Source organism: Nocardia caishijiensis NBRC 108228, from assembly GCF_001612825.1.
Classification (GTDB): domain Bacteria; phylum Actinomycetota; class Actinomycetes; order Mycobacteriales; family Mycobacteriaceae; genus Nocardia; species Nocardia caishijiensis.
Genome location: NZ_BDBE01000027.1, coordinates 50,814 through 71,239, shown reverse-complemented (window position 1 = coordinate 71,239; position 20,426 = coordinate 50,814). Strand labels below are relative to the sequence as shown.

The 20,426-nt window shown below is 69.7% G+C and carries 21 protein-coding genes; 6 read left to right on the top strand and 15 right to left on the bottom strand.

The features are described from left to right. Positions 1-48: 48 nt before the first annotated feature. Genes NC7_RS10930 through NC7_RS10920 form a run of 3 tightly spaced genes read right to left on the bottom strand, consistent with a single transcriptional unit; the run spans position 49 to position 2,752 of the window. Positions 49-705 (bottom strand): isochorismatase family protein, encoded by a 657-nt coding sequence (locus NC7_RS10930; RefSeq protein ID WP_067981543.1) that lies wholly within the window; start codon positions 703-705, stop codon positions 49-51. Between the two features lie 29 nt (positions 706-734). After that, the gene (locus tag NC7_RS10925) at positions 735-1,880 is read right to left on the bottom strand and encodes an isochorismate synthase (protein WP_236573293.1); all 1,146 of its coding nucleotides are present in this window, start codon (positions 1,878-1,880) and stop codon (positions 735-737) included. After that, positions 1,877-2,752 (bottom strand): SDR family oxidoreductase, encoded by an 876-nt coding sequence (locus NC7_RS10920; RefSeq protein ID WP_067981541.1) that lies wholly within the window; start codon positions 2,750-2,752, stop codon positions 1,877-1,879. Before NC7_RS10920 ends, NC7_RS10925 begins: the two co-directional genes overlap by 4 nt. Positions 2,753-2,838: 86 nt before the next feature. On the opposite strand from NC7_RS10920, the gene NC7_RS10915 reads away from it, so the two are divergent. Further along, positions 2,839-4,494 (top strand): (2,3-dihydroxybenzoyl)adenylate synthase, encoded by a 1,656-nt coding sequence (locus NC7_RS10915; protein ID WP_084458340.1) that lies wholly within the window; start codon positions 2,839-2,841, stop codon positions 4,492-4,494. A gap of 40 nt (positions 4,495-4,534) precedes the next feature. Here NC7_RS10915 and NC7_RS10910 read toward each other — a convergent pair whose 3' ends face one another. The 7 genes from NC7_RS10910 to NC7_RS10880 form a co-directional block, all read right to left on the bottom strand. Further along, positions 4,535-4,750, bottom strand: coding sequence for a phosphopantetheine-binding protein (locus tag NC7_RS10910; protein ID WP_067981540.1), 216 nt, complete (start codon positions 4,748-4,750; stop codon positions 4,535-4,537). Between the two features lie 2 nt (positions 4,751-4,752). Then, complete coding sequence (locus NC7_RS10905; RefSeq protein WP_067981539.1) at positions 4,753-5,592, bottom strand: siderophore-interacting protein; 840 nt, start codon at positions 5,590-5,592, stop codon at positions 4,753-4,755. Then, complete coding sequence (entS, locus tag NC7_RS10900) at positions 5,589-6,809, bottom strand: enterobactin transporter EntS (RefSeq protein WP_067981538.1); 1,221 nt, start codon at positions 6,807-6,809, stop codon at positions 5,589-5,591. The genes NC7_RS10905 and entS overlap by 4 nt, the downstream gene beginning before the upstream one ends. After that, on the bottom strand, positions 6,806-7,801 hold the full coding sequence (locus NC7_RS10895; protein WP_084458338.1) for an ABC transporter substrate-binding protein: 996 nt from the start codon (positions 7,799-7,801) through the stop codon (positions 6,806-6,808). The genes entS and NC7_RS10895 overlap by 4 nt, the downstream gene beginning before the upstream one ends. Before the next feature lie 22 nt (positions 7,802-7,823). Next, a complete protein-coding gene (locus NC7_RS10890) occupies positions 7,824-8,636 on the bottom strand; it encodes an ABC transporter ATP-binding protein (protein ID WP_067981534.1) in 813 nt (270 codons plus the stop codon). Positions 8,637-8,646: 10 nt separating this feature from the next. Then, positions 8,647-9,750: a FecCD family ABC transporter permease gene (locus NC7_RS10885; protein WP_067981532.1), complete on the bottom strand. Its 1,104-nt coding sequence runs from the start codon at positions 9,748-9,750 to the stop codon at positions 8,647-8,649. A 100-nt stretch (positions 9,751-9,850) separates the two neighbouring features. Then, positions 9,851-10,849 (bottom strand): FecCD family ABC transporter permease, encoded by a 999-nt coding sequence (locus NC7_RS10880; protein ID WP_067981530.1) that lies wholly within the window; start codon positions 10,847-10,849, stop codon positions 9,851-9,853. A 177-nt stretch (positions 10,850-11,026) separates the two neighbouring features. Here NC7_RS10880 and NC7_RS10875 point away from each other — a divergent pair, with 177 nt between their 5' ends. Then, positions 11,027-11,665 carry an MspA family porin gene (locus tag NC7_RS10875; RefSeq protein WP_067981527.1) on the top strand — a complete coding sequence of 213 codons (639 nt, stop codon included), beginning with the start codon at positions 11,027-11,029 and terminating at the stop codon, positions 11,663-11,665. Between the two features lie 34 nt (positions 11,666-11,699). After that, positions 11,700-12,365, top strand: coding sequence for an MspA family porin (locus NC7_RS10870; RefSeq protein ID WP_067981525.1), 666 nt, complete (start codon positions 11,700-11,702; stop codon positions 12,363-12,365). Positions 12,366-12,411: 46 nt separating this feature from the next. On the opposite strand, the gene NC7_RS10865 is transcribed toward NC7_RS10870, so the two are convergent. Then, positions 12,412-13,974, bottom strand: a complete 1,563-nt coding sequence (locus NC7_RS10865) for an MFS transporter (protein ID WP_067981520.1) — start codon at positions 13,972-13,974, stop codon at positions 12,412-12,414. 119 nt (positions 13,975-14,093) lie between these two features. Here NC7_RS10865 and NC7_RS10860 point away from each other — a divergent pair, with 119 nt between their 5' ends. Then, entirely contained in the window at positions 14,094-15,221 is a 1,128-nt protein-coding gene (locus NC7_RS10860; protein WP_067981518.1) for a DUF5925 domain-containing protein, read from the top strand. A gap of 26 nt (positions 15,222-15,247) precedes the next feature. Here the strand turns inward: NC7_RS10860 and NC7_RS10855 are convergent, their stop codons facing one another. Beyond that, complete coding sequence (locus tag NC7_RS10855; RefSeq protein WP_067981517.1) at positions 15,248-16,507, bottom strand: MFS transporter; 1,260 nt, start codon at positions 16,505-16,507, stop codon at positions 15,248-15,250. 87 nt (positions 16,508-16,594) lie between these two features. Beyond that, a complete protein-coding gene (locus NC7_RS10850; RefSeq protein ID WP_067981516.1) occupies positions 16,595-17,437 on the bottom strand; it encodes an NAD(P)H-binding protein in 843 nt (280 codons plus the stop codon). Positions 17,438-17,518: 81 nt separating this feature from the next. Between NC7_RS10850 and NC7_RS10845 the strand changes: the two genes are divergently transcribed. Next, positions 17,519-18,469 (top strand): AraC family transcriptional regulator, encoded by a 951-nt coding sequence (locus tag NC7_RS10845; protein ID WP_067981657.1) that lies wholly within the window; start codon positions 17,519-17,521, stop codon positions 18,467-18,469. A 20-nt stretch (positions 18,470-18,489) separates the two neighbouring features. Next, positions 18,490-18,906: an acyl-CoA thioesterase gene (locus tag NC7_RS10840; RefSeq protein WP_067981515.1), complete on the top strand. Its 417-nt coding sequence runs from the start codon at positions 18,490-18,492 to the stop codon at positions 18,904-18,906. A gap of 11 nt (positions 18,907-18,917) precedes the next feature. Here the strand turns inward: NC7_RS10840 and NC7_RS10835 are convergent, their stop codons facing one another. After that, positions 18,918-19,721: an SDR family oxidoreductase gene (locus tag NC7_RS10835; RefSeq protein WP_067981510.1), complete on the bottom strand. Its 804-nt coding sequence runs from the start codon at positions 19,719-19,721 to the stop codon at positions 18,918-18,920. A 56-nt stretch (positions 19,722-19,777) separates the two neighbouring features. Beyond that, positions 19,778-20,239, bottom strand: coding sequence for a hypothetical protein (locus NC7_RS10830; protein WP_067981508.1), 462 nt, complete (start codon positions 20,237-20,239; stop codon positions 19,778-19,780). Positions 20,240-20,426 lie beyond the last annotated feature (187 nt).

The following is a 20,426-nucleotide window of genomic DNA, read 5'->3' as shown; positions in this document are numbered from 1 at the left end:
GGCAGCGACGCGGGCGTAGTCGGATTGGTCTTGTTCGCGACGCGGGTGTCAGGCGTCGGCTTCGACGTGCGCGGGATCCAGCTGACCCAGCAGCTCGGCGGTGCCGACGACGGCCCCGCACCGCCGGGCCACGTAGTTCAGCGCCATCACGTGCTCGTCGCGGCTGAAATCCGCGGTCGCGTCGTGCACCAGGAACGGCCGCACGTCACCCATGAAGGCCTCGGCCGCACTGAGCATGCAGCCCATGTGGGTGTAGACACCGGTCACCAGCAGCTGGTCGCGCTGGTAGTAACCGAGCAGTTCCCGCAGGTCGGTGCGCTGGAACGCCGAATAGCGCCATTTGGTCACCTGGATGTCCTGCGGTTCGGGCGCGAGAGCGTTGATCACCTGGGTGTCGGCACCCTCGGCCATTCCGCTGCCCCAGAAGTCGGCGAGGATGCCGCGCCGCGACGGGTGCTGGTTGCCCGGCTGCATCGTGTAGATCACCGGGATGTCGAGCTGGTGACAGCGGTCGCGCAGCAGCGCGATGTTCGCGATCAGGGTGCGGGCCGGATCACGGTGGAGGTCGTAGGCGTCGAGGAAGTACTGCTGCATATCGTGGATCAGCAGGGCGCAGCGCCCTGGTTCGGCGGTCCAGTCGACCTGGTCGGCGGTGAACTCGTCGGCGCTCGGCATCGGATAGGGCGCGATCGGGGGGATAGGCATGACGGTCTTTCGTTCGGACGGAAGTCGGCTCAGCCAACGGTGACAGGCAGATCCGCGATACCGAGCGGAGCGAGGATGCGCTGGAATTTGCCGGTGGTCTCGGCCAATTCGGCGCTCGGGTCGGACGCGGCGACGATCCCGCCGCCCGCGTAGGCGAGCAGATCGGTGCCCTCGGCGCAGAGCTCCGCGCACCGGATGCTCACCATCCACTCACCGTTGCCGTCGGCGTCGCACCAGCCGACCGCGCCCGCGTAGAACCCGCGCTCGCCCTCGAGTTCGGCGATCACCCGTGCCGCGGCGGCGGTGGGTGTGCCGCAGACCGCCGGGGTGGGGTGCAGTGCGACGGCGAGCTCGAGCGCCGACGGACCCGCGAGCGGCACCGTGGCGGTGATCGGCGTGCCGATGTGCCACATGGCCGGGGTGGACATGAGTTCCGGTGCGGGCGTGCGCACGTCGGCGCAGCGATCGCGCAGCACGGCCGAGACCTGATCGGTGACGAAGCGGTGTTCGGCCAGATCCTTGGTGGAGGCGAGCAGGGTGTCGGCGGCACTGCGGTCGGCGCTGTCGTCGTCGAGTACGCGGCGGGCCGACCCGGCCAGCGGATAACTCAGCACCTCGGTCGCGTCGCGGCGCACCAGGATCTCGGGGCTCGAGCCGACCAGGTGCCGACCGGCGTAGCGGCCACCGGCCGCCGACAGGTCGACCAGGAAGCCGTTGGACATCGGATCCGAGGCGACCATCAGGTCGAAGATGTCGAGTGCCCGGACACGCGATTGCGACCGCGCACGAATAGCCCGGGCCAGCACCACCTTTCGCACCGGGTGCGCGGGATCGGCGAGCAGTTCGATGGCCGTGGCGACGCGGTCGCGGTGCTCCTCCGGCGCGGGCAGGGCGGCGTCGATGCCGAAGCGCGGGAGCGGTCGGGCGGCGGGTTGGTGTGGCGCGTCGGTGATCGTCACCGAATCCGGCGCCCACAGTGCCGTCGGTGCCCCGGGGGTGAAGGGCAGCGCGCCGACGATGTGGCTGATGCGGCCGCTGCGCAGCGCGGTGATCGCGTCGTGTGCCGAGCGGAAGACCGTCCCACCCGCGCCTGCGGACACGGTCCGCCGCGGGCGGGACAGGACAAAAGCGGGTTCTGAACTGGTGGTACTGATGGGGATCATCCTCTCGGTCACATATCTAGCGTTGCGCCACCGTCGACCCGCAGGTCGTGCATGGTGATGTGGCGGGCGCCGTCGGACGCCAGGAAGTGGACGGCCGACGCGATGTCGTCGGGAGCGGCGATGCGGCGCAACGGGATCCCGAGCCGGTAGGCCGTGGGATCGCCGTCGAGCAGCGCGGTTTCGGCGGCATCGTCGAGCGGTGCGCCGCCGAACATGTCGCGCAGCATGGCGGTGTCGGTCGAGCCGGGGGAGACCAGGTTGACCCGCACGCCGAGCGGCGCGACCTGCAGGGCGAGCGATCTGGTGAAGGCGGTCGCGGCGGCCTTGGCGGCGCCGTAGGCGGCCATGCCCACCCGGGGCGCGGCCGCCGCGTTGGAGGAGACGACAACGATCGACCCGCCACCGGCGCCGACCATCTCGGTGGCGGCACGCTGGGTGACGAGCACGGTCGCGGTGGCGTTCACGGTGAGGCAGCGTGTCCAGTCCGCCGGGGCGAGCTCGAGGGCGGTGCCACCGACCATCACGCCCGCCGCGTGCACGAGTACCTCGACGGCGCCGTATTCGGCAGTGAGCCGGTCGAATGCCGTCCGTACGGCAGCGGCATCGGTGAGGTCGACGGTGACGCCGTGCACGTCCGCGCCGGAGAATGTCGCTGTCGCAGTACTTCCGGCTTGCGGTGTGCCGCCCGCGGTGGCGGCATCGGCAGACTCCGCGCCAGCGGCGGATGATCGGATCGCCGCCGCGGTCTCGTGCACCGCCGGATCGAGATCCCACAGCGAGACGACCCGCTCCTCGGCGGCGAACCGCTGCGCGATCGCGGCGCCGATGCCCCCGGCCGCGCCGGTGACGACGACGATTCGGCCGCGAGAATCCCCATTCAACATGAGGTTAGCCTAACCTGATATTCAGTAATTTGGTTAGCTTCCCTCACAACTTCCGGCCGAAACACCGAACTGCCTGCTCGAAAGAGGTGCTCGACTTGACCGAACCCGCCCTCCCCGGCTTCACCCCGTGGCCCGCCGAACTCGCCGCCGAGTATCGCGCTCAGAACCTCTGGGCCGGTGAGACTTTCGGCGACGTCCTGGCCGCGCGTGCCGCCGCCGCACCGGACCGGATCGCCGTCCTCGACTCCGGCGGCAGCTGGACCTACGCCGAACTCCACCGACGCGCTCGATCGCTCGCCACCGGCTTGGCCCGACTCGGCATCGCGCCGGGTGATCGAGTGCTGGTGCAACTGCCCAACCGCGCCGAATTCGTCGAGGTGATCTTCGCGTTGTTCGAACTGGGTGCGCTGCCGGTGTTCTGCCTGCCCGCGCACCGCACCGGCGAGCTGGTGCCGATCGCCGAGGCCGCCGCGGCGACGGCCGTCATCACCTGCGGCACCCATCAGCGCTTCGACTACGCGGCGCTCGCGGATACGGTGCGGGCGCGGGTGCCGAGCCTGCGGCACGTGCTGCTCGTCCTCGACGAGGGGCAGGATGCGCCCGAGGGCGCCGACGACATCGCCGAATTCCGGGACGAGCCGGTGGAATTGCCGGGGCCATCGGCCGGTGACGTGGCGTTTCTGCAGCTCTCCGGTGGCAGCACCGGTATCCCGAAGCTCATCGCCCGCACCCACGACGACTACCTCTACAGCGTGCGCCGCAGCGCCGAGATCTGCGAACTCGACAGCGACACGGTCTATCTCGCGACCCTGCCCGTCGCCCACAACTTCCCGATGAGTTCGCCGGGCATCCTCGGCGCGCTGTGGGCGGGCGGCGCGGTCGCCATGACCCCCGATCCCACGCCCGCGACGGCATTCCCGCTGATCGAGCGATTCGGTGTCACCATCACCGGTCTCGTGCCGCCCCTGGCCCGGCTGTGGACCGAGCGGGCCGAAGCCGGTGACACACCGGATCTTTCGAGTCTGCGGGTGGTGCAGGTCGGCGGGGCGCGCTGTCAGGACGAGCTGGCCCGCCGAATCGGGCCCGCGCTCGGCGTCACCCTGCAGCAGGTGTTCGGGATGGCCGAGGGGCTGGTCTGCTACACCCGCCTCGACGACCCGATCGACGTGGTGGTGAGCACCCAGGGGCGACCGATGTCGGAGTTCGACCAGCTCGCGGTCGTCGACGACAACGGCGTCGAGGTGGCGCCGGGCGCGCAGGGCAACCTGATCACCCAGGGCCCGTACACGATTCGCGGCTACTACGACAACCCCGAGGCCGACGCCCGCAGCTTCACCGCTGACGGCTGGTACCGCACGGGCGACATCGTGTCGATCCGCCCCGACGGGAACCTGGTGGTCGCCGGTCGCGCGGGCGACTGGGTGAACCGTGGCGGCGAGAAGGTCTCCGCCGAGGAGCTCGAGGCGCACCTGCTCGAGCATCCAGCCATCCGGGACGCGGTGATCGTCGGCACGCCCGACCCCGTTCTCGGACAACGGATCTGCGCCTTCGTCCAGCCCGTCGACCCCGAGCAGCGGCCGACGTTGACCTCGGTGCGCAAGTTCGTGCGCGAGCGCGGTGTCGCGGCGTGGAAGATGCCCGACGCCGTGGTGGTGATCGAACAGTTCCCCGAGACCGGCGTCGGCAAGACCAGCCGCAAGGAGCTGCGGCACCTGCTCGCCGAGGGCGCGCACGGCAACTGATCCGCCGGGGGTGGCGCACGGTGCGCGCCACCCCCGAGGCTCAGGCCAGCAGTTCGATCCAGGACCCGAGGACGGTTTCACCCGCGAGCGTGGGGAAGTCGATATCCGCATGTCCAGCCGACCGCCATTTCTCCACCAGCGACATGATGCGCACCGAATCGAGTCCGGCGTCGAGCAGATCGGTCTCGGCGCTCAGCTCGCTCGCCTCGACTCCCAGTACGGTGGCCACATCGGCGATCACCTGTTCGTCGGTCATGGTCATTCCTCTCGATCGAAGTCGGCGACGCCGCGCTTCCAGTAACCGGCGATGAGCGAGTCCTCGGGACCGATCCCCAGGTCGCCACGGATGATCTTGCGGACGCCGCGCAGGCACCCGGCTTCACCGGCGACCCAGGCGAAGACCCGGTGTCCGGCCGGGACTTTCACCTCGCGCACGGCCTGTTCGAGGACGTCGCTCGTGCCCGGCGCGAGGTCGCCGCGGTGCAGCCAGCGCACGGTCACGCCCGTCGGCGGGTCGAGGGGGATCTCCTCGCCGGGTCCGGCGACCTCGATGAAGGCCCAGCCGGTGGTGTCGCGGGGCATACGCTCGAGCCAGCGGGCGATGGCGGGCAGCGCGGTGATGTCCCCGGCGAGCAGGTAGTCGTCGTAGGTATCGGGGATGACGACGCCACCGGGCGGACCGGCGATGTAAACCTTGGTGCCCGGCGTGACCGTGGTGGCCCAGTCCGAGGCGAGACCGCCGGGGTGGACCACGAAATCGATGTCGAGTTCGCCGTCCTCGGCGCTGTGCCGCCGCACGGTGTACTCACGGGAGATCGGTCGCGGGTTGCCCCATTCGAGCATCGTGCCGTCGAGCTTCGGCAGCCGGAGTACGCCGTCCTCGCCCGGAAAGATCAGGCGCACATGCTCGTCCGGTACGTAGCTGTGGAACTCGGCGATGTCCGGGCCGCCGAAGGTGATGCGCAGCAGCGCCGCACCGACGGGCACGACCCGCAGCACCTCCACTTCCCGCAGCCCGATCGGGTACGGCACCTTGGCGTAGTGGTCACCGGCGAGCACCTCGGCGATGTTGTCGGCGTAGGCACTGCGATCTTTCACGATGGTTCCTTTCTGTGCAGCGGCCCGGCGATCAGCGCCATCAGGCCGGTGAGGACGAGGACCGCGACGCCGTAGAGCACGAGCGCGCGTCCGGGAGCGAACATCTGGCCGACCACGCCCGCGACCATGGAGCCCACGGCGGTACCGGCGACCGACTGCACCATCAACAGTCCCGACATCCGGCCACGCATGTGATCGGGCGCGGCCTGCTGCAACAGCGTGTAGCGCAGCACCATGTTCACGGCTCTGGCCAGGCCGAACCCGGCGAGACCGAGGAACACCAGCGCCGCGTGCGACCACAGTCCGGCCGCGATCACCCCGATCGGCATGAGCGCCAGCGAGAGCAGCAGCGCCCGGCCGGTGTGCGCGCGACTCATCCAGCCGCTGGTCAGGGTGCCGAGCACCGCACCGGCGCCGGGCGCCGCGTAGAGCAGGCCGAGCGTGCCCGCGCCCGCGTCGAGTTCGACATCGGCGAAGGCGGGCAACAGCACCAGCGGGCCGCTCACGAGCATCCCGATCAGCCCGGTGAGCAGGATGAGTCGGATGGACTCGTGGCGCACCGCGAACGAGATTCCGGCCACCAGTTCACGCACCGGGTTCTCCAGGTCGCGTTGCGGTGGCGGCGACGGGCCGATCGCGGTGATGAGGCCGACAGTCGCGGTGGTGGCGAGGGCGCAGAGGAAATACGCCGTGGCCACACCGGTTTTCGCGACGAGCAGACCGGCGACGGCAGGGGTGATCATCGTGCCGAGGTCGGTGGTCAACGAGACCAGCGCACCGGCGGCGGCCACCTTCTCACGACCGACGAGCACCGGGACCATGGCCATCAGCGCCGAACCGCTCACCCCGCCCGCGAGGCCGTCGATGACGGCGGCGAGGTAGATCACCGACAGGAACGGGTCCGGCAGCACGGCGTTCACCCCGAGCAGCAGGAACCCGATGCCCGCCGCACTGCGCGACCACTGGATCACCGTGCGGCGGTCGTACCGGTCGGCGACCACACCGCCCGCGAGACCGCCCGCGAACAGGGCGACGGCGGTGGTGGTTGCGACCCCGGCCACCTGCACACTCGACCCGGTCAGCTGATAGATCTGCAACGGCAACGCGACCATGAGCAGTCCGATGCCGAGCACCGAGACCAGCCGCGCCGCGAACGCGCACCGGAAGGGGCGTGAGGCCCGCAGCGGGCTGAGGTCGATGAGCAGTCCCGAGGTCACTTGAAGCGCTCCACGAGCAGGTCGAGGGTCGCCATGACGGTGCGGTAGTCCGGGCGCGAACTGGTCGCGGGCAGCTCGAAGACCTTGCCCTCCCGGAACGAAGGCAGCGAGGCGTACAGCGGATCGGCGCGCAACTCCGCGAGCGAACGACCACCGCTGAGCGGGATGGTGAACAGCACCGGCGCGTCGACCACGGTGTTGAGCAACTCCGGGCTGAAGCTGATGAAGTCGGCGCTCTGCTCCTTGGTGGGATTTCCGGCCTTGGCCTCCACCTGGGTGTCGAGGGTGAAGCCGACCTCACCGAGCAGCGCTGGCAGCGCGGCGGTCGGCACGAAGACGGTCGGCTTCTGGCTCTTGATCGACTGGAAGACCGCGGTCGCGCCGGCGGGGGGCTTGATCTTGCTCTTGGCCTCGGTGAGTTTTGCCTGGTAGTTGGCGATCAGGGTGTCGACATTGGCTGGCTTGTCGACCGTCGCGGCGATGAAGCGCAGCTGGTCCTGCCAGTTGGTGGTCTCGGTCGGCAGCAGCACCGTCGGGGCGATCGCGCTGAGCTGGTCGTAGGCGTTCACCGACTGCTGGCCGGGGTAACCCTGACCGCCGCCGATGATGAGGTCGGGACGCTGGGCGGCGATGAACTCGAGGTTGATGTTGTCGCCCGACGGAACAGCCTGTGTGCCCTGGGCTTTCGCGTCCTCGGCCCAGCCGGTCGGGAACTCGCCCGGCTTGGTCGGCACACCGAGCAGGCGCGGGTCCGCCGCGACGACGGGCGCCTCGAGATCGTAGAGGTATCCGGCCAGGTTGCCGTTGAGCACGACGATGCGTTGCGGGTCGGCGGGCACCTTGACGGGACCCTTCGCCGAGGGCACCTCGCGCGGTCCGGCGTCGACGGTCTCGGAGGACGAGTCACCGCACCCGGCGAGCGCGGCGACGAGCGCGACCACCGGAACGACGAGGGCGGCGCGGAGACGTCCCGAGGAGCGGTTGGTGAACATGGGCGGGGTTTTCCTCATTTCTTCAGTGCACCGGTGCGGCGTTCTCGGCCAGCGGAATCACCAGTGGCGTCCCGGTTTCCGGGTCGTCGACGATGCGGCAGCGCAGCGAGAACACCTCGTGGACCAGGTCCGAGGTGACGATGTCGGCGGGAGTGCCGGTGGCGACGATCCGCCCGTCGCGCATGGCGATCAGATGGTCGGCGTAGCGGAAGGCTTGGTTGAGGTCGTGCAGGACGGCGACGACCGTGCGTTCGGACTCGCGATTGAGCGAGCGGCACAGGTCGAGCAGTTGGATCTGGTAGGCGATGTCGAGGTAGGTGGTCGGCTCGTCGAGCAGGATGATGGGCGTCTGCTGGGCGAGCACCATCGAGATCCAGACCCGTTGTCGCTGGCCGCCCGAGAGTTCGTCGACCGGACGGGCCGACAGCTCGGCGACTCCGGTGGCCGCCATCGCCGCCGCGACCGCCTCCTCATCGGCCTTCGACCACTGCCGTAGCAGCGTCTGATGGGGATAGCGGCCGCGCGCGACCAGATCCGCCACGCGGATACCGTCGGGTGCGGTCGAGGTCTGGGGGAGCAGGCCGATCCGGCGGGCCAGTTCCTTGGCCGGATAGTCGCCCACCGGCTTGTCGTCGAGCAGGACCTGCCCGGATTCGGGGGCGAGCAGCCGGGCCAGGGCGCGCAGCAGGGTGGACTTGCCGCAGGCGTTCGGGCCGATGATCACCGTGAACTTGCCGTCCGGGATGTCGACGGAGAGCTGCTCGCTGATCGTGTTGCCCTTGTAGCCGAGCCGGACCTGGTCGGCGCGCAACCGCGCGGCGTGAGTGTCGTTCATGTCGCTTTCCCTATTTCCGTCGCGCTTCGGCGACGAGCAGATACGCCAGGTACAGGCCGCCGATCGAGCCGGTGACGATGCCGACCGGGATGGTGGTCGGGGCGAAGGCGTGCTGGGCGATCCAGTCACAGGTCACCAGCAGGGTCGCGCCCATCACCGCGGCCGGGGCCAGGGCGATCGACGGTGTGCGGGTGAGCTTGCGCGCCAGATGCGGTGCCGCCAGGGCGACGAAGGCGATGGGCCCGGCGACAGCCGTTGCCAGCGAGGTGAATCCGACGCTGAGCGCGATCAGCCAGCCGGTGGCCCTGCTCGCGTCGAGACCGAGCGCGCGGGCGGTGTCGTCACCGAGTTCGAGGATCCGCAGGCGCGGCGCGGCCGGGATCAGCGCCAGCGCCAGGACCGCGAGGACGATCATGGTCGGTGTGACCTGGGCCCACGACAGCCCGTTGAGCGATCCCGCGCCCCACGCCGCCGCCGACATCGCCGCGTCGAGATCGGCCCGCATGATCAGCCAGGTGTTGACCGAGGCGAGCATGGCACTCACCCCGATACCGACGATGATCAGCCGGAACCCGGTGACGTTGTGCCGGAAGGCGAGCAGGTGGATCACCAGCGCGGCGCCGAGGCCACCCGCCATCGCGCCCGCCGCCGTCTGGAAGCTACCGCCGCCGAGAGTCAGGATCACCAGCAGCGCGCCGGTGTAGGCGCCGGTGCTGAACCCGATGATGTCGGGGCTGCCGAGCGGGTTGCGGGTGACCGACTGCAGGATCGCGCCACTCACCCCGAGTGCCGCGCCGAGGGCGAGCGCCAGCAGGATGCGCGGCAGCCGCCAATCGAAGACGACCAGCCGGTCGAAGCGCTCGTCACCGATGAACAGCGCGCGAAGCACGCGCGGGGCAGGTATCTCGAAATCGCCGCTGCCCAGTGCGAATACGGCGGTGGCGCCCGCGATCAGCAGCAGGATCGCGCACACGACGACGGTGCGCACGCCGATCCTTGCGGTGAGCCCGAGGGGACCGAGCCGCACCACGAGCGTGGCCCGTCCGAAGTCGATCCCCGTGCCGGTTGTGCGCGCGGCCTTGCTGCCGGTGGGCGCCACCGAATGCTGTCTCATGCTGCGTCCTCCCCGCGTGTTCGCCCGGCGCGCTGACGCAAGTTGCCACGCCCGGCTGGTGACCGCACGAGCCGTCGCGAGCGGGCAGGATTCGATTCGGTCATGCGGCTGCCCCCACTCGCGAGCGGCGCGCCAACCAGATCAGCATCGGCGCACCGAGGAACGCGGTGACCAGCCCGGCCGGAACTTCGTCGGGGCGAATGATGACGCGGCCGAGGACATCCGCGGTGAGAACCAACAATGGCGCGAGCACCAGCGAATAGGCGAAGATCCAGCGCTGATCGGGCCCGACCAGCCACCGGGCGATGTGCGGAACCGCGAGGCCGACGAAGGCGATCGGTCCGACGGCCGCTGTCGCGGTTCCGCACAGCAGCACCAGTGCCAGGGCGGTGAGCAGTCGTGTCCGGTTGACCTGCACGCCGAGGGAACGGGCCAGATCGTCACCGAGCGCGACGGCATTGAGCGAGCGCGCGCAGACGGCGGCGATGAGCAGCCCGGCCGCGATGAACGGCGTGGCGCCCGCGATGATGTCGAATCCGCGACCGGTGAGCGAACCCGCGTCCCAGCGTCGCATCTCGTCGAAAGCCTTGGGGTCGAGCAGGATCAGGCCCTTGGTGAGTCCGCCGAGGACGGCGGTGGCGGCGACTCCGGCCAGCGTCAGCCGGATCGGGTCGGTGCCGGTGTGGCCCGCGGTGCCGAGCCGGTACACCACCACCGACACGAGTGCCGCTCCGGCGAAGCCGAACCAGACGTAGGAGGTGATCTCTTCCACACCGAGCAACCCGACCGCGACCGTGATCGCGAAGGCCGCACCGGCATTCACGCCGAGCAGTCCCGGATCGGCGAGCGGGTTGCGGGTGAGGCCCTGCATCAGGCAGCCCGCGACGCCGAGGGCCAGTCCGGCGAGCAGCCCGAGAACCGTTCGCGGCAGCCGGTATTCGGTGACGGTGACGTGGTCGGGGGTGGTCGCGGTGCTGGTCAGTGCCTGCCAGACCTCGCCGACCGGAATCGATTTCGTGCCGACCAGCAGGCTCAGCAGGCAGGCCGCGAGCAGCAACGCGACCGTCAGCGACCAGCCGAACCAGCGCGGACTTCTCATCAGGAATCTTTCTCATATGGAACCGGGTTACGAGGAGGGTAACCTATATTTAGGTGAGCCTAGGCTTATTCAAAGTTAGCTAGGGCAAGGGCTTGATAGGTGAGCCTAACCTGTCTACAGTCCGAGCTGTTCAAGATCGATGCGAGTCGGTCACAACAGTTGATGAGGACATCCACGATGCGAAAAATGCTTACGGCCACCGCGCTGGCCACGGCCGCGCTGGCCGTTGCCGGCGGAACGGCGACCGCGGACACCTTCGTTCCGCTGCCCGACGGTGAGAAGGCCGGTCCCGGTGTGGTGATCAAGCGGGTGGCCGAGAGCGCCCTGATCTCGCCGTCCATGGCCGCGAACGGCGCGGGCCGCGTGGCGTGGGTGAGCGGAACCGTGCTGGCCGATGTGGCCGAGACCCCGAAGGGCGAGCCTCGCCCGTTCGTCGGCGGCAACGGCGCGCCCGGCACCAACAACTCCTCGACCCACGGCTCCTCGCGCGTGAGCACCGGCTACATCGTCGGCTGCCAGGTGAGCATCGCCGACGACGCGATCTCGGCGGGCGTCTCGGGTGGCATCAACACCAGCGGCGTCAACGCGGGTGCCTCCATCGGCGTGAAGCTCGGCCCCGGCGAGGTGAAGTTCATCGGCATCGAGGGCTTCGACATCGTCGAGAAGGGCAACTACCACATCAGCTACAAGGACGTGGAGCTGCAGATCCAGGGCTGCGCCGGGTACGCCCAGGCCCGCGCCTACACCGTCGTGGAGATCATCGGCGACAACTACTCCAAGACCTCCCTCTACGGTGCTCCGTTCAGCATCGGCTGACCTGTCGCCCTTCTCCACGAATAGGAACAACTCCATGACCATCTTCACGAAGGCGACCGCCCGTCTGGCCGGTGCCGCCGCGGCCGCGACCCTCGCGCTCGGCCTGTTCTCCACCGGCGCCGCCAACGCCGACACCTTCATCCCGCTGCCGGGCGGTGAGATCAACCAGACCTTGCCCGACGGCACCGCGGTGACCATCCGCCTGGTCGGCGAGTCGGTCAACATCAGCCCCTCGATGGGCTCTACTCCCTTGCACCGCAACGTCTGGGCCTCCGGCCGCGCCGAGGTGAAGGTCCACGCCGAGCACAAGGGTGTCAAGATCTCCCCCGGATACGTCGTCGGCTGCCAGGTCGACATCTCCGGCGGCAACGCCACCGGTGGCGCGAACGGTTCGGTGAACAACTCCGGCAACGCCAGCGGCGGTGTGACCTCCGGTGGCAACCTCACCCTCGGCCCCGGCCAGGCGTCCACCTTCTGGTTGCTCCAGGTCGAAGGCCCCGATGCCTACGGCGAGGAGAGCTACGTGCCCGCCATCAAGTTCTTCGGTCAGGAAGGGTCGGTCACCTGGGCCGACTCGACCCTCGGCCTGTCGGGCTGTGCGGGCTACGCCCAGGCGCGTGCCTTCGTCTCCGTCGAGGTGACCACCCAGTTCGGTCGTTCCGAGCTGCGTCTGTGGGGCCAGCCCTTCAGCCTCGGCTGATGCCTCGGTCCCGCGGGGAGCCGCGTGCTCCCGGCGGGACCCCGGCTCATTCCTTCTCATCGTGCTCGTTCGGTGCCGGGATATGGCGCAGCAAGGCGACGACGAGTCCGGCCGCGATCGCGGTGAGTCCGATCCCGACGATCGAATTGACTTGCAGCGCCTGGGTGTAGGCCTGTCGCGCCGTCGTGGTGAGTTCGGCGCCGACGGCCTGGGGCAGCATCGAGGCGACGTGCAGCGCGCCCGCGAGGGTGTCCTCGGCGGTGTGCGCGAGCTCGGTGGGCAGTCCGCTCGGCAGCTCCCCGGCCATCTGCCCGCGATAGACCGCGGTACCGATGCTGCCGATCACCGCGACCCCGAGCGCGGTCGACAGTTCCTGTCCCGTCTCCGAGATCGCGGACGCCGCACCGGCGCGTGCCGGGTCGACCGCGCCGACGATCAGGTCGAGGCCGAGCACGAACATCGGGCTCAGGCCGAGCGCGAACACCACCATGCCGGTGACGATCAAACCGAGGTCGTCACCGCCCGCGAGCTGGGTGAAGATCGCGTAGCCCGCCATGGCGACCACCAGCCCGCCCGTCATCAGGTACGCGGGACGCACCCGAGGGGCCAGCGCGCTCACCGCACCGGCGGCGAGCACCATGGCCAGCGCCTGCGGCACCGTCCACAGTCCGGCCTCGAACGCCGAAAGCCCGAGCACCAGTTGCAGATACTGGGCCAGCAGCAGGAACAATCCACCCATCGCGAGCATGGCGACCATCAGCGCCGCCAGTGAGCCGCTGAACCGGACATTGCCGAAGAGCCGCAGGTCGATCAGCGGGTCCGTGAGGCGTTGCTGTCGCAGCACGAAGACGGTGCCGAGCACCAGCGCGCCGACCAGCACGGCGACGGGCTCCACGGCCACACCGTCCTTGGCCAGCTCCTTGATGCCGTAGATGACACCCATCACCGACACCAGCGACAGCACGGCACTGAGAATGTCGAGCCTGCCCGGGTTCGGATCCTTGTACTCGGGCAGCAGGAACGGTCCGGCGGCGAGCAGCAGCACCATCGCGGGGACAGCGACCAGGAACACCGAACCCCACCAGAAGTTCTCCAGCATGGCCCCGCCGACCAGCGGGCCGACCACCATGCCGACCATGAAACTGGTCATCCACACGCTGATCGCGGCGGTGCGCTGCCGGTCGTCGTGGAACATGTTGCGGATCAGGGCCAGGGTGGACGGCATCAGCGTGGCACCCGCGATGCCGAGCAGCGCGCGCGTGCCGATCAGCATGTTCGCGCTGGTCGAGTAGGCCGCGATCACCGAGGCGGCGCCGAAGGCCAGCGCGCCGATCATCAACAGCCTGCGCCTGCCGATCCGGTCGCCGAGGGTGCCCATCGTGATGAGGAACCCCGCGACCAGGAAGCCGTAGATGTCGAGGATCCACAGCAGCTGTGAACTGCTCGGCCGCAACGCCTCGCTGATGTGGGGGATCGCCAGGTAGAGCACGCTCATGTCCATGGAGATCAGCAGGGTGGGCAGGGCCAGGACCGCCAGTCCGATCCACTCCTTGGCCCCTGCGGTCGGAGTGGGTTCGTCGACCGGGCGGGGGCTCTGGGTGGAAGTCACGCCGTCGACGTTACCGACGGCTCGAACCCACGTGCCAGCGATTTTCCGGCGCAGGTGACCCGGCGCACAACCGGTAAGTCGTTGGACATTCCCGGCCGACGACCGCGATCATTGGCGCGGTGTCCACACCTATCGACCAGCTCCGGGACCCGTCGCGGGAGACGGGCGAGCCGTTTCCGTGGTCGGCGGCCATCGACTCGACCTATTCCACCCGCGACGCCATCGACGCGCTCGCGCTCGCCCCGTTCCTGAACGGTAGCCAGCCCTTCGCCCGGCAGGCGCATCTCGACCGGGTGCGTCCCGACGCGCCGTTGCGCCCCGAGGGGTCGACGATGCTGCGCTCGGTCTTCGACGACGACAGCAGTGCGATGCTGGCCGCCGGGGCCGGGTGGTCGCTGCGGGCGGTGCGCTGGGCGGGTGGCTCGGCGACGGTCGAAGTGACCGCCGCCAGCGACGAACTTGCCGTCGACGTGCTCGCCCGCGCCACCGAGGGCGCCGCGCAGGCGCGCGAGACCGCGTCGACGGTGGAGATGGGGTTTTGGCACATGGATGTGCGTCGCCCCGCGCGCAGGCGCAGGCAGATCGTCGCGCCCACCTGGCCGGATATTCGCGGCAACTACGCCGCGCCGGTGTCGGCGGCGTTCGACCGACTGATGAGCCTCGGCGCCGACGATGTCCGAGGCAGGCTGGTGCTGCTGCACGGTGAGCCGGGCACCGGCAAGACCACCGCGTTGCGGGCGCTCGCGCGGGCGTGGGCGCCGTGGTGCCAGGTCGACTGTGTGGTCGACCCCGAGGAATTGTTCAGCAATCCCGGCTATCTGATGGAGGTGGCCGCGGGGGCCGACGGTGACGACGAGGACGGTCGGTGGCGGTTGCTGGTGCTGGAGGACTGCGACGAACTGATTCGCGGTGAGGCCAAAGAGGCGGCGGGACAGAAGCTTTCCCGTCTGCTCAACCTCACCGACGGCATGCTCGGCTCCGGCCGCAAGGTGCTCTTCGCGATCACGACCAACGAGGACCTCTCACGATTGCACCCCGCCGTCGTGCGGCCCGGGCGCTGTCTGGCGCAGCTCGAGGTGGGCAGGCTCTCACCGCAGGAGGCGGCGCGGTGGCTGGCCCGCCAGGACCACGCCTCGACGCCGTTCCCCGACGGCGCCACCCTGGCCGAACTGGTCGCCCACCGTGACGGCGGTATCCAGATCCGCTCGACCGTCGAGCACTCGACCGAGGTCGGCATGTATCTGTAGGACTGGCCGCTACGACCGAGCGGTGGTCACCGGTGCACGACAGAGGCGGCCGCCGCGCAGGCGAGCGTGAGGACGAGGGGGACGATCAGCGCGGCGGTGAGCGGCACGATCGCGGTGAGCCAGCCGATCATCGCCGGGCCCGCGAGCAAGCCGAGATAGCCGATGGTGAAGACGCGCGACATCTCGGTGGCCGCCTTCGGGCCACCCAGATTGCCTGCCGCCGTGAATATCTGGGGCACTCCGCCCGCGAGCCCGATCCCGCACAGTGCCCAACCGACGAGGGAGAGCGGCAGCCAGGGCGAGACGATGACGATCCCGAAACCGGCCGCGCACAACAGACTTCCGTAGCGCAGCAGCGCCGCCGGGCCGATCGCCGCGCTCACCCGGTCGGCGAGGAACCGGCCGATGGTCATGGTCGCGGAGAACGCGCCGAACGCCAGCGCCGCCTCGCCCTCGGACACCTCGAGGTGCTCGCGAACCTGCAACGCGCTCCAATCCGCGGCAACACCTTCGGCCAGCAGGAGTACGAAGGCGATCAGACCGAGCCACAGTACTTTCCGGTTTCGGTGGACAGGTCGGCTGCTCGCCTCGTCATCGCGGCGCGGCCCCTTCCGGCCGGGGTCCAGTTCGGTTGTGGGAGTGTCGGTATCGGTACTCGGCGGGCCGTAGTGCTCCGGGTGGGAAGGGGGTTCGCGGTGTTGTGCGACGAGGCGGGGGACCAGGGTCGCGGTGACCGCCAGCCCGAGAAGGCTCGCGGCCGCGAGTGTCACCTCGGGTGCGATGCCCGCACGCTGGGTCGCGGCGCCGATCAGCGAGCCGCCGAAACCGCCCGCCGAGAACATGGCGTGGAAGGCCGACATGATCGGGCGCCCGTAGGCGCGTTCGACGAGCACCGCCTGGGCATTCATCGAGACGTCGAGTGCGCCGTTGCCGAAACCGAAGCAGGCCAGCGCTATTCCCAGGCTCACCGGTCCGGTCGCCAGTCCGGGCCCGAGGATCGTCACCGAGATCGCCGACGCGGCCAGCGCCACCAGCGTCCGGCTACCCAACCGGTCGGCGGCGGGACCGGCCAGCCGCATCCCCACCAGCGCCGTCGCGGCCAGCAGCAACACGAGGATCCCGAGCGTCGAGGCCGACACCCCCGTCCGATCGGTGATCGCCGGAATATGCACCACCCACATCGCGAGCAGCACCCCGTTCAGCGTGAACGCGCCGAACACCGCCCCCCTGGCCGACCGCAGCCGACGATCAATCGCTGGCGTCACCTCATCGACGCTACCGGCCATTGCTCGGGCACCTCCCGCATTCAAGATCACCACGCTCTGGTGGCGGCATGTCGCGCCAGCAGAGCGTGGTGATCCATCGTCGAGGGCCTACTGCGGGGTCCATACTCCGGTGGCGGCGGCCTCCTTGGCGTACTGGGTGAAGTCGCGGGGTGCGCGGCCGAGGGCGCGCTGGACACCGTCGGCGGGGGCGGAGTTACGGCCGTCGAGGACGGTGCCGAACAGGTAGTCGAGCAGGGCGATCTCGGGTCCGGGGAGGCCGAGTTCGCCCAGGGCGGTGACGAATTCGGGCCTGGTGAGCGGGACGAAGGCGATCTCACGGCCGGTGGCCTCGGCCACCTCGGCGACCCCTTCGGCGAAGGTGAGCGCGCGGGGACCGGTGAGTTCGTAGACCTCGCCCGCGTGGCTGGCGTCGGTGAGCGCGGCGACGGCGACCTCGGCGATGTCGTCGGCGTGCACGAACGGTTCGGGCACATCGCCGTTGGGCAAAGCCACCACTCCGGCGAGCACGTCGCCGACGAACGCGCTCTCGCTGAAGTTCTGGGCGAAGAAGCTGCAGCGCACCACGGTCCAGGCCAGGCCGGACTCACGCACCGCCGCTTCGCATTCCAGTGCTTCCGGCTCGCCTCGACCGGACAGCAACACCACCGAACCGACCCCGCCCGCGCGGGCGGCGGCGGCGAAGGCGCGAATGGTGTCCGGTGCGCCGGGGACGGCGAGGTCGGGCTGGAAGGCGAGGTAGATCGCGTCGACCCCGGCCAGGGCGGGGCCCCAGGTGTCGCGGTCGGTCCAGTCGAACGGGATCTCGGCGGTGCGCGACCCGCGTCGCACCGCGTGGCCCGCCGCGTCCAGCAGGGCGGCGACGCGGCTACCGGTCTTGCCGGTGGCGCCGGTGACGAGGTAAAGGGGCTGGTTAGCAGCGGTTTTTGTCATGACATAAGTACACCGTCCGCAGCCCGGAGCCACCATCGTCGGAACGCTCGCCGACATGCGCTGTCGTCTACTGTGAACGATGTGGATGCGTTAGCCGGTCTGCTCGAGGGCCCACGTGCACGCGGTGCGTTTCTGATGTGCTCGTTGCTCGACCCGCCGTGGTCGCTGCGGGTGCAGGATCAGGCGCCGTTGACGGTGCTCGCCATGATTCGCGGACACGGCTGGGTGAGTACCGAATCCGGTCCGCCGCGGCAGGTCGGCGCCGGTGATGTGGTGATTTTCCGTGGGCCGCAACCGTATACGGTGTCCGATGATCCGGCGACCGAGCCGCAGATCATCGTCCAGCCGGGGCAGGTGACCACGAAGCCGGACGGCGAGATCCTCTGTGAGACATTGACGCTCGGCGTTCGCCAGTGGGGCACCGACCCCAGCGGGGAGGCCTTGATGGTCACCGGCACCTACGAATCCGCGGGCGCGGTGAGCACCCGGCTGCTGCGTGCCCTCCCGCAGGTCGCGGTGTTGCCGCGCGGCGATCTCGATTCGCGGCTGCTCGACCTGCTCGTCGACGAGGCCACCAGAGACCGTCCCGCCCAGAGCGCCGTTCTCGACCGCCTGCTCGACCTGCTGCTCATCGCCGCCCTGCGCGCCTGGTTCGACCGCGACGACGCCCCCGCCTGGTACCACGCCTACAGCGACCCGCTGGTCGGTAAGGCGCTGCGGTTGTTGCAGCACAATCCGGCGCATCCCTGGACCGTGGTCGCGCTGGCCGACGCGGTCGGCATGTCACGGGCCGCGCTGGCACGTCGGTTCACCGAGCTGGTCGGTGAGCCGCCGATGACGTTCCTGACCGAATGGCGGTTGTCGCTGGCCGCCGACCTGCTCGCCGAGACCGATTCCACCGTGGAAGCCATCGCCCGTCAGGTCGGCTACGGCAGCGCGTTCGCCCTGAGTACCGCGTTCAAACGGCACTTCGGGCTGAGTCCACGCGATCACCGGCAGGGTAGGGGAGCGGCCTTGTCGTCGTCGGCCTGAGCCGGTGGCATCATGACGGCATGGATTACCCCGTGCTGTGGCCGATGCCGACCCGCTGGGCCGACAACGACCAGTACGGTCACGTCAACAACGTGACCTACTACTCCTACTTCGACACCGCGGTCAATGCCTGGCTCATGCGGGCCACCGGTACCGACATCACCGCGTTGCCCGCGCTCGGTGTGGTCGCCCAGACCTCGTGCCGGTTCCACGGTTCGGTCAGCTTTCCCGATCAGCTGCGGGTGGGGCTGCGCATCTCCCGGCTCGGCACCTCGAGCATCACCTACGACCTGGCGATCTTCCGGGAGACCGACGGCGGTCTCGAGCTGGCGGCCACCGGCGATTTCGTGCACGTGTATGTGGACACCGAGACGCGCGAACCGGTCCCGATCCCCGACGTGGTTCGCGCGGCCGCGGCGGAACTGGTCACCGAGTAGGCGCGAAAACTCTACCCGCGCAGTGCTTCCTGGAAGCGGCGCATGCCCGCGATCCATCGGTCGTAGTCGGCGCCCTTGTTGCGGTACATCTGCAGCACCTCGGGGTGCGGCAGGATGAGGAAGTGTTCGGCGGCCATCGCCTCGACGACCGTGTCGGCGACCTCCTCGGCCGAGAGCACCGCGCCCGCGGTCTTCACCGCCTTGATCGCGAACGCCGCCGCCTCCGGGTTCTCCGGGATGAGGTCGCCGCTGAGCAGCCGGGTGTCCACGCCCATCGGGCACAGGCAGCTCACCCGAACACCCTTGTCGCCGTAGGTGACCGACAGCCACTCCGCGAACCCGACGGCGGCGTGCTTGGTCACCGAATACGGCGCCGAACCCAGCTGGGTGAGCAGACCCGCCGCCGACGCCGTCGAGACGAAATACCCCGCGCCGCGTTCGACCCAGCCGGGCACGAGCAGCTTCGCGGCCCGCACGTGCGCCATCACATTCACGTCGATCGCGGCGGCCCACTGGGCCTCGGTGCTGTCGAGGCCGGGCCCGCCGCCGATCCCGGCGTTCGCGAAATACAGGTCGACCGGACCGAATTCGCGTTCGGCGGTCGCGATCAACTCGGCCACCACCTGTTCGTCGGCCACGTCACCACCGACCGCCGTCGCGCTGTCGCCGAGTTCGGCGGCCACTTTCGCCGCACTGTCCCCGTCGAGATCCGCGACGACGACCCGTGCGCCACCGGCGACGAGTCGGGTGGCGAGCGCGGCACCGATTCCCGCGCCCGCGCCGGTGACGATCGCGACCTTGCCTGCTGTCTCCATGCTCGCACCCTAGCGGCGCTGCCGCCGCTCGCGCATCGGTTCGCGGGCGGTTCCGGTCAGTGGGGGTGGTAGCCGGGGCGGGGTCGTGCGGCCCGGATCCAGTGGCCGGTGGGTGGGGCGGCGGCGAGACCGAGGGCCACGATCGACACGACGCCCGGAATCAGGTCGAAGAGGCGACCGTGGATCAAGCCGATCGACATCGAGTCGGCGACGGTGAAGCCGACCGCCGCGAGCGCGCTGAGGGCCGTCGCGACCATCACGAGCACGCGACCGGCCGTGGTGCGCAGGAACAGCAACAGTGCACCGACGAGCAGCAGCACGCTGAGCGCGGCGCAGACCGCGAGGTAGAACAGTGCTTCCGGGGCGAGCGATTCCGTGCATCCGAAGGTGCCGTCGGGCTGTGCGACGAGGATGTCCGCGCACTCGAACGCGCCAGGGTGGTTGTAGGTGGTCACCGCGGCTGCGGCTGTCGCGAGCGAAACCAGCACGGCGAGGACGGCGGCGATGATCGCGGTCACGCCGCTGGCGGTTCGCGGAGCGCCGTAACCCGAGACACCGGGAACGCCATAGCCGTGGCCGCCCTGGCCCGGTGCGGCGTATCCGAGTCCACGGCCGGGCGACCCGTGCCCGGGCGCCGGGAAGCCCTGTGCCGGGTGTCCGGGCGGGGGGTGACCCGATGCGCCGTAACCGGGTGTCCCAGTTGAT

What these genes read in the sequence shown, in the direction of transcription:
- NC7_RS10930 (WP_067981543.1), bottom strand. Translation starts at nt 705, where the DNA reads ATGCCTATCCCCCCGATCGCGCCCTATCCGATGCCGAGCGCCGACGAG.
- NC7_RS10920 (WP_067981541.1), bottom strand. Translation starts at nt 2,752, where the DNA reads ATGTTGAATGGGGATTCTCGCGGCCGAATCGTCGTCGTCACCGGCGCG.
- NC7_RS10910 (WP_067981540.1), bottom strand. Translation starts at nt 4,750, where the DNA reads ATGACCGACGAACAGGTGATCGCCGATGTGGCCACCGTACTGGGAGTC.
- NC7_RS10895 (WP_084458338.1), bottom strand. Translation starts at nt 7,801, where the DNA reads ATGTTCACCAACCGCTCCTCGGGACGTCTCCGCGCCGCCCTCGTCGTT.
- NC7_RS10890 (WP_067981534.1), bottom strand. Translation starts at nt 8,636, where the DNA reads ATGAACGACACTCACGCCGCGCGGTTGCGCGCCGACCAGGTCCGGCTC.
- NC7_RS10885 (WP_067981532.1), bottom strand. Translation starts at nt 9,750, where the DNA reads ATGAGACAGCATTCGGTGGCGCCCACCGGCAGCAAGGCCGCGCGCACA.
- NC7_RS10880 (WP_067981530.1), bottom strand. Translation starts at nt 10,849, where the DNA reads ATGAGAAGTCCGCGCTGGTTCGGCTGGTCGCTGACGGTCGCGTTGCTG.
- NC7_RS10875 (WP_067981527.1), top strand. Translation starts at nt 11,027, where the DNA reads ATGCGAAAAATGCTTACGGCCACCGCGCTGGCCACGGCCGCGCTGGCC.
- NC7_RS10870 (WP_067981525.1), top strand. Translation starts at nt 11,700, where the DNA reads ATGACCATCTTCACGAAGGCGACCGCCCGTCTGGCCGGTGCCGCCGCG.
- NC7_RS10855 (WP_067981517.1), bottom strand. Translation starts at nt 16,507, where the DNA reads ATGGCCGGTAGCGTCGATGAGGTGACGCCAGCGATTGATCGTCGGCTG.
- NC7_RS10850 (WP_067981516.1), bottom strand. Translation starts at nt 17,437, where the DNA reads ATGACAAAAACCGCTGCTAACCAGCCCCTTTACCTCGTCACCGGCGCC.
- NC7_RS10840 (WP_067981515.1), top strand. Translation starts at nt 18,490, where the DNA reads ATGGATTACCCCGTGCTGTGGCCGATGCCGACCCGCTGGGCCGACAAC.
- NC7_RS10835 (WP_067981510.1), bottom strand. Translation starts at nt 19,721, where the DNA reads ATGGAGACAGCAGGCAAGGTCGCGATCGTCACCGGCGCGGGCGCGGGA.